Origin of the sequence: Microbacterium sp. 2MCAF23 (assembly GCF_052115565.1) — a bacterium.
In the GTDB taxonomy this organism is placed as follows: domain Bacteria; phylum Actinomycetota; class Actinomycetes; order Actinomycetales; family Microbacteriaceae; genus Microbacterium.
The window spans coordinates 67674-79389 of the sequence record NZ_JBFRGY010000016.1 but is presented as its reverse complement, the minus strand read 5'-3'; the positions used below and the strand labels follow the sequence as shown (position 1 = coordinate 79389).

Genomic DNA, 11716 nt, shown 5'->3' with positions numbered 1-11716 from the left:
GGTCGATACCGCCCTGTCAGCGAGACCCTCTTCAAACGACGCTACCGCCGCCAACCGCTGCGCCTCAGAAAGTGAACTCCTCGGATGCAAAGAACTGACCCCCAGGAGTCGAAACTGATTTCTCAGTCCAACTCCCGGGGGTCAGTTCAAAGCAGGGGCTCTCGGGTGCGACGGTGCGCGACGAAGTCAGGACTGACCGCGCCGCTCGCGCAGCTGTGCGAGGGCGTCGCCGAGAAGCTGCTCGGCCTCCTCGTCGGTTCGGCGTTCCTTCACGTACGCGAGGTGCGTCTTGTAGGGCTCCGCCTTCGCGATCTCCGGCGGGTTCTCCTTGTCCCGCCCGGCGGGAAGTCCGGAGTGCGGGTGATCGATGATGTCCGGGATCTCCTCCTCGGGCAGGCCCGCCGCGAAGTACCGCACGGTCTCGTTGCCGAGCCCGTCCCAGTACGAGATCGCGATGCGGTCGGCGTGATAGCCGTGGTCCTGCTCCCCCATGGGGCCCGATCCGACCCTCGTCCCGCGGATCGCGTTGCCGCCGGTCGCCATCAGATGGCCTCGAACTTCGTGATGAGGCCGAGTCCGACGACCGCCACGAACCAGACCAGAGCGAGAACGACCGTGAAGCGGTTGAGGTTCCGCTCGGCGAGACCGCTGGATCCGACCGCGGACGACATGCCGCCGCCGAACATGTCGGAGAGGCCTCCGCCGCGCCCCTTGTGGAGCAGGATCAGAAGGGTCAGCAGGACGCTGGTGATGCCCAGCAGTACCTGCAGGATGAACTGGAGAATATCCACGGATCGGCCTTTCGCTCGGGCCCGCACGGGCGCGCGGGATCCCGGGTAACGGTCAATTATACGTCGAGACGTCTCCGCCGCTCGGGGCGGAGACGCGTGTCACACCCCGACGTGCTTCTGATAGCGGACGATCGCAGCGAACTCGTCGACGACCAGGCTCGCTCCACCGACCAGTGCGCCGTCCACGTCGGGCTCGCGCATGAACCCGGCGATGTTCGCCGACTTCACCGAGCCGCCGTAGAGGATGCGAGTCCGCGCGGCCGCCTCGTCGCCGAGGACCTTCGCGATGACTCCACGCAGGACCGCGCAGACATCCTGCGCCTGCTGCGGAGTCGCGGCCTGACCCGAGCCGATGGCCCAGACGGGCTCGTACGCGACGACGATGTCCGCCTTCGCGTCGAGTCCCCGCAACGCCGCCTCGAGCTGACCTGCGGGCACGGCGCTCGCGCCGAATTTCTCCAGGTCCTCCGCCGTCTCACCGACGCAGATCACCGGAACCAGACCGTGCTTGAGTGCGGCCTTGGTCTTGGCCGCCACGATCTCATCGCTCTCCGCGTGGTACTCGCGTCGCTCCGAGTGGCCGATGATGACGTAGCTCGCATCGAGCTTGGCCAGGAACGCACCGGAGATCTCGCCGGTGTACGCCCCCGAATCGTGCTGCGACAGATCCTGCGCGCCGAAGGCGAAGGGGATCTTGTCAGCGTCGATCAGCGTCTGCACGCTGCGCAGGTCGGTGAACGGCGGGAAGACCGCCACCTCGACCGTGCCGTCTTCGTGCTTGGCGTCCTTGAGCGTCCAGTGCAGCTTCTGCACGAATGCGACCGCCTGCAGGTGATCGAGGTTCATCTTCCAGTTGCCCGCGATCAGCGGGGTTCTGCTGTTCATGCCCATCCGAGGACCTCCAGTCCGGGAAGCTTCTTGCCCTCGAGGAACTCGAGGCTCGCGCCGCCGCCCGTCGAGATGTGACCGAACTGATCATCCGCGAAACCGAGCTGACGCACGGCTGCGGCGGAATCGCCGCCACCGACCACGCTCAGGCCGTCGGTCTCGGTCAGCGCCTCCGCGACGGCTCTGGTGCCGGCGGCGAAGGCCGGGAACTCGAACACGCCCATGGGCCCGTTCCAGAAGACGGTCTTGGATCCGCGGATCGCATCCGCGAAGCGGGCGGCACTGTCCGGCCCGATGTCGAGTCCGATGCCCGAGGCCCCGAAGGACGTCGCCTCGATGGCATCGGCGGCGGCGACCTCGTGAGCGGCATCCGCGGAGAACGATGCCGCGACGACCACGTCGGTGGGGAGCACGAGCTCCACGCCGAGCTCGGCTGCTTCGGAGATGTAGCCGCGCACCGTTTCGAGCTGGTCCTTCTCCAGAAGGCTGGAGGCGACCGCGTGGCCCTGTGCCGCGAGGAAGGTGAACAGCATTCCGCCGCCGACCAGGAGGCGGTCGACCCGCGGCAGCAGGTGCGAGATCACGCCGAGCTTGTCGGAGACCTTGGACCCGCCGAGCACGACCGTGTAAGGGCGCTCGGGGTTCTCGGTGAGGCGGTCGAGGACCGTCAGCTCGGCTTCGATGAGCAGACCGGCCGCGGACGGCAGAATCTGCGCGAGGTCGTAGACGCTCGCCTGCTTGCGGTGTACGACTCCGAACCCGTCGGAGACGAGCGCATCGCCGAGGGCCGCGAGCTGCTCCGCGAAGGCGCGGCGCTCGGCGTCGTCCTTCGAGGTCTCGCCCGGGTTGAAGCGGAGGTTCTCGAGCACGACCACGCCACCGGGCTGGAGCGCCGCGACGGCGTCCTGCGCGGCGGCGCCGACCGTGTCGGCCGCGAATGCGACCGGCTGCCCGAGCAGCTCGCCCAGGCGCGCCGCGACGGGCGCCAGGCTGTACTGGGGGTCGGGGGCGCCCTCGGGACGACCGAGGTGGGAGCATACGATCACGCGCGCCCCCTGGTCGATGAGGGCTTTGAGAGTCGGCACCGACGCTCGAACACGGCCATCGTCCGTGATGACCCCGTCCCGCAGAGGGACGTTGAGGTCACAACGGACGATGACGCGCGTTCCGTCGAGCGAACCGACCGATTCCTTCAGGGATTCGAGGGTGCGCAGAGTCATGGATATGAGCTTAGAGCCGCTCGGCCACGTACTCGGTGAGGTCGACCAGACGGTTCGAGTAGCCCCACTCGTTGTCGTACCAGCTGGAGACCTTGACCAGGTTGCCGGAGACGTTGGTGAGCGTCGAGTCGAAGATCGACGAGAAGGGGTTGCCCTGGATGTCGCTCGAGACGATCTGGTCCTCGTTGTACTGCAGGTAGCCGTTGAGGCGACCCTCGGCGGCGGCCTTCGCGTACGCGGCGTTGACCTCGTCAGCCGTCAGGTCCTCGCGGTCCGTGATGAGCGTCAGGTCGACGATCGAGCCGGTGGGGACGGGCACACGGTACGAGGAACCGCTGAGCTTGCCGTTCAGCTCCGGCAGCACGAGGCCGATGGCCTTGGCCGCACCGGTCGAGGCCGGGACGATGTTGATCGCGGCGGCGCGGGCGCGGCGCAGGTCGCTGTGCGGGCCGTCCTGCAGGTTCTGGTCGGCGGTGTAGGCGTGCGCGGTCATCATGAAGCCGCGGACGATGCCGAACTCGTCGTTGAACACCTTGGCCAGCGGCGCGAGGCAGTTGGTCGTGCACGAGGCGTTGGAGATGATGTGGTCCGTCTCCGGGTTGTAGGTCTCCTCGTTGACGCCCATCACGATGGTCGCGTCGTCGCCGGTCGCGGGAGCGGAGATCAGCACCTTCTTGGCGCCGGCCTCGATGTGCTTCTTCGCGAGCTCGGCCTTGGTGAAGAACCCGGTCGACTCGATGACGATGTCGACGCCCAGCTCACCCCACGGCAGGTTCGCGGGGTCGCGCTCCGCGAACGCCTTGATGTGGTGCCCGTCGACGGTGATGCTCTCGTCGTCGTAGCTCACGTCCGCCTTGAGCACGCCGCCCACGGAGTCGTACTTCAGCAGGTGCGCGAGGGTCTTGTTGTCGGTGAGGTCGTTGACCGCGACGATCTCGAGGTCGGCGCCCTGCTCGAGGGCTGCGCGGAAGTAGTTGCGTCCGATTCGGCCGAAGCCGTTGATACCGATCTTGACAGACACGAAAGTCTCCTGGTTCTTACTCAAGGAAGTGCGTGATTCTTGCGGATTGCGCGGACAACGGCGTCCTGATGGGTTTTTCGCCCATCAGGACGCCCATCTTTTACGACAGTACCAGCAGTCCGTTGGTCTTCTCGCGCGCGGCAGCGAGGCGCTGGGTGACGTTCTCCCAGTTCGCGATGTTCCACGCGGCCTTGACGTAGTCGGCCTTGACGTTCAGGTAGTCCAGGTAGAACGCGTGCTCCCACATGTCCAGCTGGAACAGCGGCACCGTGCCCTGCGCGGTGTTGCCCTGCTGGTCGAACAGCTGCTGGATGATCAGGCGGGCGCCGATCGGGTCCCAGCTCAGCACGGCCCAGCCGGAGCCCTGGATGCCCATGGCCGCGGCGGTGAAGTGCGCCTGGAACTTCTCGAAGGATCCGAAGAACTCGTCGATGGCGGCCTTGAGCTCGCCCTCGGGCTGGCCGCCGCCGTTCGGCGACAGGTTGGTCCAGAAGATCGAGTGGTTGACGTGTCCGCCGAGGTTGAACGCGAGGTCCTTCTCAAGCTTGTTCACGTTCGCCAGGTTGCCGCTCTCGCGGGCCTCGGCGAGGGACTCGAGCGCCGCGTTCGCTCCGGCGACGTAGGCAGCGTGGTGCTTGTCATGGTGCAGCTCCATGATCTTGCCGCTGATGTGCGGCTCGAGGGCCGCGAAATCGTACGGAAGGTCGGGCAGCGTGTAGATCGCCATGTCGATGTCATCCAATCCGCGCCGCGCTCGCGGCGCTTGCCGGTCCCCCGAAACGCGGTGGTGCGCACGGGGCGGACGTCTTTCATCCTAATGACGGCAACGCGCGGATTGTCCGGATCCTTCCGGATGTGACGACGACGAGGGCCTGCGTCCGGGCGTGTTTCCACAGACCGGAACGCAGGCCCTCGATACGACGTGTCAGATGTCGAAACCGGCGGGTACGGCGGCTTCGGTGCCCGGGATCCCCTCGGTCTGAGCGCGCTTGTCGGCCATCGCGAGAAGGCGGCGGATGCGGCCCGCGACGGCGTCCTTCGTGAGGGGCGGATCGGCGTGGTGGCCGAGCTCGTCGAGGCTGGCGTCGCGGTGCGCGAGGCGCAGCGCACCTGCCGTCTGGAGGTGCTCCGGCACGTCGTCGCCGAGGATCTCGAGCGCGCGCTCGACGCGGGCGCAGGCGGCGACCGCGGCCTGGGCGGAACGGCGCAGATTCGCGTCGTCGAAGTTCACCAGCCGGTTGACGCCGGCGCGCACCTCGCGGCGCTGACGCATCTCCTCCCACGCGGCGGCGGTCTTGGACGCGCCCATCAAGGCGAGCACGGCGCGGATGCCCTCAGGTTCGCGGATGACGACGCGCGGCATGCCGCGTACCTCTCGCGCCTTCGCGGCGATGCCGATCCGGTGTGCGGCGCCGACGAGGGCCATCGCCGCCTCGGACGACGGGCACGCGACCTCGAGCACGGCCGAACGGCCGGGCTCGCTGAGCGACCCCGCTGCGAGGAAGGCCCCCCGCCACAGGCCGGCGAGCTCCTCGCGCGATCCGGTGGTGAGACGGTTGGGCAGGCCGCGCACCGGACGGCGGCGCTGGTCGAGCAGCCCCGTCTGCCGGGCGAGGGTCTCGCCCGCGGCGATCACCCGCACAGCGTATTTGGCGCCGTCGTGGCTGGAAGCGCCCTGGATCGGAGCGATCTCGGGACGGACGCCGAAAAGCTCGGCAAGGTCACGGGCGACACGCCGTGCGAGCAGCTCCGCATCCACCTCCGCCTCGACCGCGATGCGGTTAGCGATCTGGTGCAGCCCCCCGGCGAACCTCAGCACCGCCGTCACCTCCGCGACGCGCACCGAAGGGGGTGCGTTCCGGATGCTGACGAGCTCGGCCTTGACGTCGGTGGTGAGTGCCACGGGTCTCCTTCTCACGGGCGGCGCCGGATCTCGGCACAAGGGATCAGCTTACCTGGCCGCGGCGCTCATCACCGGCCGGGTCCGCCTCACTCTCGCCCGAGATCGCGGTGCCGGACGGTCACCGCGACCCCTGGGATCTGCCCCAGGCGCGCGGCGAGCTCCTCGACCATCGCGACCGAACGGTGCTTGCCGCCCGTGCAGCCGATGGCGACCATCGAGTGGCTCTTGTTCTCGCGCTGATACCCCTCCAGCACCGGACGCAGCGCCGCCGTGTAGGCGTCGAGGAACTCCTGTGCGCCATCACGGGTGAGCACGTAGTCGCGCACCTCGGAATCCAGACCCGTGGAGCCGCGCAGCTCGTCGATCCAGAACGGGTTGGGCAGGAAGCGCATGTCGGCCACGAGGTCCGCATCCGAAGGCAGCCCGTACTTGAAGCCGAAGCTCATGACGGTCAGCTTGTGGCGCGCGGCGCCCTCCTCGGCGAACACCTCGTTGACCTTGGTGGCCAGCTGATGCACGTTCAGGCTCGAGGTGTCGATGATGATGTCGGCGGCTTCGCGCAGAGGGGCGACCCTGGTCCGCTCGGTGCGGATGCCATCGAGCAGCGTCCCGTCGCCCTGCAGCGGGTGCGGACGCCGGACCGACTCGAAGCGGCGCACCAGCACATCATCGGAGGCGTCGAGGAACACCACCTGCACGGATCCGTGCTCGCGCAGCGCGCGAGCCACTCCGGGGAAGCCGTCGAAGAGATCGCGCCCGCGCACGTCCACGACCGCAGCAACCTTCGGCAGAGCCGCACCGCCGAGGTTGGCGAGATCGAGCAGGGGACGGAGCATCTGCGGCGGGAGGTTGTCGACCACGTACCAGCCGAGGTCCTCGAGAGCGTTCGCGACCGTCGAGCGCCCGGCGCCCGACATTCCGGTGACGATCAGGAACTCACCCTGGTCGGCGCTCATCTGCTCTCCTCCTCGCTCGTGTCCAGCCTAGCCAGAAGGCGGAGTCTGAGCGGCATCGGAATCGGATCCAGCGCCGACCAGGACGGATTCGACTCCCTCTCGGGATCCTGACACTGAGGCCGACCCGGCAAGATGCACGCGGATCGCCTCGGCGAGGGTCGGCCCGATCCCCTGCACCTCCTGGATCTCGGCGGCATCCGCGCGGCGCAATGCGGCGACGGATCCGAAGTGGCGAAGGAGCGTCTTGATCCGTGCCGCACCGAGCCCCGGGACCTCGGCGAGGATCGAGGCGATGTCGCGCCGGCGACGCTTGCGCTGATGGGTGATCGCGAAGCGGTGCGCCTCGTCGCGCAGGCGCTGCACGAGGTAGAGGGCCTCGCTCGTCCGCGGCAGGATCACGGGATAGTCCTCCCCCGGCAGCCACAGCTCCTCGAGGCGCTTGGCGATGCCGCACAGGCCGATGTCGCTACGGCCGGCATCGCGGAGCGCCCGCGCCGCCGCCTCGACCTGGGGCTTGCCGCCGTCGACGATGAGCAACTGCGGCGGGTAGGCGAACCGCGGCTTGCGGCGTTCGGTGACGACGAGTTCTTCGCCGTTCTCGTCGAAAGCCGCGGTCTCCGCAGTCTCCTCGGGTGCGTCGATATGCGCGAGCCGGCGCGTGAGAACCTGGTACATCGAGTCGGTGTCGTCCGTGGTCTCGGCGATGTTGAACGAGCGGTACTGGTCCTTGCGCGGAAGGCCGTCCTCGAACACGACCATCGACGCCACCACGTTCGTGCCGCTCAGATGCGAGATGTCGTAGCACTCGATCCGCAATGGCGCCTCGTCGAGGCCGAGCGCGTCCTGCAGGTCGGTGAGCGCCTGGGTGCGCGTCGTGTAGTCGCTGGAGCGCCGGGTCTTGTGGCGGATGAGCGCCTGCTGCGCGTTGAGAGTGGCGTTGCGCATCAGCTCCGCGCGCTGCCCGCGCTGCGCGACGGCGATCTCCACCTTCTTGCCGCGCCGCTCCCGCAGCCACTCCTCGAGCTCTACGGTATCGTCCGGCAGCGACGGCACGAGCACACGCCGTGGCACCTGCTCGCCGCTCGCCTCTCCATACACGCGCTGCAGGATCTGGTCCACGAGTTCCGCGCCCGAGATGTCGATCTCCTTGTCGAGCGTGGACGCACGGACACCGCGCACACGCCCGCCGCGGATCACGAAGTGCTGGATCGCGGCGGACAGCTCGTCCTCGGCGATGCCGAACAGGTCGGCATCCTCGTCCTGCGGCAGCACCAAGGCGCTGCGACCCAGCACCGCCTCGATCGAGGAGAGCTGATCGCGATACTTCGCGGCGCTCTCGTAGTCCATCGCCGCCGACGCCTCGTGCATCCGCCGCGTCAGGTCGCGGGTGAAGCGCTCGTCGCCGCCCTCCATGAAGGCGATGAAGTCGTCGACCATCGCCCGGTGCTCGGCGATCGTGACCTTCATGGAGCACGGCCCGCCGCACTTGCCGATCTGGCCCGGGAAGCATGGTCGCCCGGTCTGCATCGCCTTGCGATAGCTGGCGTCGCTGCAGGTGCGGATCGGGAACACCTTGATCATCAGATCGATGGTGTCGTGCACCGCCCAGACCTTCGGATACGGCCCGAAGTACTTCGCGCCGGGGATCCGCCGGTTGCGGGTGACGATCACGCGCGGCGCCTCGTCGGCGAGCGTGATCGCCATGAACGGGTAGGACTTGTCGTCCTTGTAGCGCACGTTGAACGGCGGATCGAACTCCTTGATCCACATGTACTCGAGCTGCAGGGAGTCGACGTCGGTCGGCACCACGGTCCACTCCACCGACGCGGCCGTGGTGACCATGCGCCGCGTGCGCTCGTGCAGGGTGCGCAGCGGCGCGAAGTAGTTCGACAGCCGCTGCCGCAGGTTCTTCGCCTTGCCGACGTAGAGCACCCTGCCCTGCGCGTCGCGGAAGCGGTACACCCCGGGATCGGTCGGGATCTCCCCCTGCCTCGGCTTGTACGGGAGTTCTTCGGCCATCAACCCGCCTTGCGCTCGAGCACGCGCTGCGCGCCGGGGCGCGCTCCGGCCGGTGCCGTGCCGAGGACCTCGGCGAGGAACACGCCGGTGTGGCTGTCGGCGTTGCGCGCCACCTGCTCCGGCGTACCGGTCGCGATGATCTGACCGCCGCCGGATCCGCCTTCGGGACCGAGGTCGATCACCCAGTCCGCCGACTTGATGACGTCCAGGTTGTGCTCGATCACGATGACCGTGTTGCCCTTGTCCACGAGTCCGTTCAGCACTTCGAGGAGCTTGCGCACGTCCTCGAAGTGCAGGCCCGTGGTGGGCTCGTCGAGCACGTAGATCGAGCGGCCGTTGCTGCGACGCTGGAGCTCGGTGGCGAGCTTGACGCGCTGCGCCTCGCCGCCGGACAGGGTCGTCGCCGACTGGCCCAGCCGCACGTAGCCGAGCCCGACATCGACGAGCGTCTTCATGTAGCGGTGGATCGCCTGGATCGGCTCGAAGAACTCGGCGGCCTCCTCGATCGGCATCTCGAGCACCTCGGCGATGTTCTTGCCCTTGTAGTGCACGGCCAGGGTGTCGCGGTTGTACCGCTTGCCGTGACAGACCTCGCAGTCCACGTACACATCGGGCAGGAAGTTCATCTCGATCTTGATCGTGCCGTCGCCCGAGCACGCCTCGCAGCGCCCGCCCTTGACGTTGAAGCTGAACCGGCCCGGCTGGTAGCCGCGCACCTTCGCCTCGGGCGTCTCGCTGAACAGCGTGCGGATCCGGTCGAACACGCCCGTGTAGGTGGCCGGGTTCGAGCGCGGGGTGCGTCCGATCGGGGCCTGGTCGACGTGCACGACCTTGTCCAGGTTGTCGAGGCCGGTGACCCTGACGTGCTTGCCGGGCACCGTGCGCGCCCCGTTGAGCCGCGATGCGAGCACTCGATACAGGATGTCGTTGACGAGCGAGGACTTGCCGGATCCGCTCACGCCGGTGACAGCCGTGAGCACCCCGAGGGGGAAGTCCGCCGTCACGTTGCGGAGGTTGTTCTCCTTCGCCCCGACCACGCTGAGCATGCGCTTGCGATCGATCCGACGGCGCTTCTTCGGCGTGACGATCTCACGACGTCCCGCCAGGTAGTCGCTCGTCATCGAGGCCTTCTCACGCAGCAGCGCCTCGTAGGGACCGGAATGCACGACCAGGCCGCCGTTCACACCGGCGCCCGGGCCGATGTCCACCACCCAGTCCGCCGCCTCGATCGTCTCCTCGTCGTGCTCGACCACGATGAGGGTGTTGCCGAGGTCGCGGAGCGTCAGCAGCGTCTCGATGAGCCGCCGGTTGTCGCGCTGGTGCAGACCGATCGACGGCTCGTCGAGCACGTAGAGCACGCCGGTGAGCCCGGATCCGATCTGGGTCGCGAGGCGGATGCGCTGAGCCTCGCCGCCGGAGAGGGACCCGGCCGAACGGCTCAGGTTCAGGTAGGACAGGCCGACCTGCAGCAGGAAGTCGAGTCGAAGCCGGATCTCGCGCAGCACCTGCGCGGCGATCTTCGCCTCGCGCGGGCTCAGCTCGAGGCGCTGCATGAACTGCTGCGCCTCGGCGAGGCTCTTGTGAGACACCTCGGCGATCGAGTGCCCGTGCACCCGCACGGCCAGGACCTCCGGCTTGAGCCGGTCGCCGTTGCAGACGGGGCAGGGCACCTCGCGCAGGTACTCGCCCCAGCGGCTGCGCTGGGTGTCGCTCTCCGCCTGCTGGTACTGCCGCTCGATGTAGGGCACCACGCCCTCAAAGCCGGAGGAGTAGCGCATCTCACGGCCGTACCGGTTCTTCCACTTCACGGTGACCTTGTAGTTCTCACCGTGCAGCACCGCCTCCTTCACATCGGAGTGCAGCTTGTGCCAGGGCGTGTCGAGAGAGAAGTCGAGGTCGACCGCGAGGCCTTCGAGCAGGCGCTCGTAGTACTGGAACAGGCCCTTGCCCTGCGTCGTCCAGGGGATGATCGCGCCCTCGCGGATCGACAGGGTCTCGTCGCCGAGCATGAGCTCGGGATCCACCGACATCCGGGTGCCGAGACCGGAGCAGGCGGGGCATGCGCCGAACGGCGCGTTGAAGGAGAAGGTGCGCGGCTCGATCTCGGTGAGCGTGATCGGGTGCCCGTTGGGGCACGCCAGCTTCTCCGAGAACGACTGCCAGGCGTCGTCGCCCTCCTCGTCCACGAAGTTCACCTGGACGACACCGCTCGCGAGACCCAGCGCGGTCTCCACCGAGTCGGTGACCCGGCCGAGGATGTCGGGAGCCGCCACGAGGCGGTCCACGACCACGCCGATGTCGTGCTTGTAGCTCTTCTTCAGCACGGGGGGCTCGGCCAGCTGCACGAGCTCGCCATCGACGATCGCGCGCGCATAGCCCTTGGCCCCGAGCTCGCGGAACAGGTCGACGAACTCGCCCTTCTTCTGGCTCACCACGGGTGCGACGATCTGATACCGGGTGCGCTCGGGCAACTCCATCAGCTGATCCGCGATCTGCTGCACCGTCTGCCGCTGGATCCGCTCACCGCATTGGGGGCAGTGCGGGACGCCGATGCGCGCCCAGAGCAGGCGCATGTAGTCGTAGATCTCGGTGATCGTGCCGACCGTGGAGCGCGGGTTGCGGTTCGTCGACTTCTGGTCGATCGACACCGCCGGGCTCAGTCCCTCGATGAAGTCGACGTCGGGCCGGTCGACCTGGCCGAGGAACTGGCGGGCGTACGCGCTGAGGGACTCGACGTAACGGCGCTGCCCTTCGGCGAAGATCGTGTCGAACGCCAGGCTCGACTTCCCGGATCCGGAAAGACCGGTGAAGACCACCAGCGAGTCGCGCGGGATCTCGAGGTCGACGTTGCGGAGGTTGTGGACACGAGCGCCTCGGACGCTGAGTCTTCCGGGGCTGGTTACGGGTACGATCGGCAC

Annotated in this window: 10 protein-coding genes; all 10 read right to left on the bottom strand. The window is 68.0% G+C overall.

What is annotated here, in order from left to right; translation table 11 throughout:
* Positions 1-186: 186 nt before the first annotated feature.
* Positions 187-543 (bottom strand): RNA polymerase-binding protein RbpA, encoded by a 357-nt coding sequence (locus AB4078_RS17160; protein WP_045272527.1) that lies wholly within the window; start codon positions 541-543, stop codon positions 187-189.
* Positions 543-791: a preprotein translocase subunit SecG gene (secG, locus tag AB4078_RS17155; RefSeq protein WP_251441808.1), complete on the bottom strand. Its 249-nt coding sequence runs from the start codon at positions 789-791 to the stop codon at positions 543-545. Before secG ends, AB4078_RS17160 begins: the two co-directional genes overlap by 1 nt.
* Positions 792-890: 99 nt before the next feature.
* A complete protein-coding gene (gene tpiA, locus AB4078_RS17150) occupies positions 891-1682 on the bottom strand; it encodes a triose-phosphate isomerase (protein WP_440731494.1) in 792 nt (263 codons plus the stop codon).
* Entirely contained in the window at positions 1673-2899 is a 1227-nt protein-coding gene (locus tag AB4078_RS17145) for a phosphoglycerate kinase (RefSeq protein WP_441978134.1), read from the bottom strand. The genes tpiA and AB4078_RS17145 overlap by 10 nt, the downstream gene beginning before the upstream one ends.
* A gap of 10 nt (positions 2900-2909) precedes the next feature.
* On the bottom strand, positions 2910-3920 hold the full coding sequence (gene gap, locus AB4078_RS17140) for a type I glyceraldehyde-3-phosphate dehydrogenase (protein ID WP_440731492.1): 1011 nt from the start codon (positions 3918-3920) through the stop codon (positions 2910-2912).
* Positions 3921-4020: 100 nt separating this feature from the next.
* Entirely contained in the window at positions 4021-4647 is a 627-nt protein-coding gene (locus AB4078_RS17135; protein WP_441978133.1) for a superoxide dismutase, read from the bottom strand.
* Between the two features lie 198 nt (positions 4648-4845).
* Positions 4846-5823 (bottom strand): DNA-binding protein WhiA, encoded by a 978-nt coding sequence (whiA, locus tag AB4078_RS17130; protein WP_441978132.1) that lies wholly within the window; start codon positions 5821-5823, stop codon positions 4846-4848.
* Positions 5824-5909: 86 nt separating this feature from the next.
* Complete coding sequence (gene rapZ / locus AB4078_RS17125; protein WP_440731489.1) at positions 5910-6779, bottom strand: RNase adapter RapZ; 870 nt, start codon at positions 6777-6779, stop codon at positions 5910-5912.
* A 27-nt stretch (positions 6780-6806) separates the two neighbouring features.
* Positions 6807-8798, bottom strand: coding sequence for an excinuclease ABC subunit UvrC (uvrC, locus tag AB4078_RS17120; RefSeq protein WP_441978131.1), 1992 nt, complete (start codon positions 8796-8798; stop codon positions 6807-6809).
* On the bottom strand, positions 8798-11716 hold the full coding sequence (uvrA, locus tag AB4078_RS17115; RefSeq protein ID WP_441978130.1) for an excinuclease ABC subunit UvrA: 2919 nt from the start codon (positions 11714-11716) through the stop codon (positions 8798-8800). Before uvrA ends, uvrC begins: the two co-directional genes overlap by 1 nt.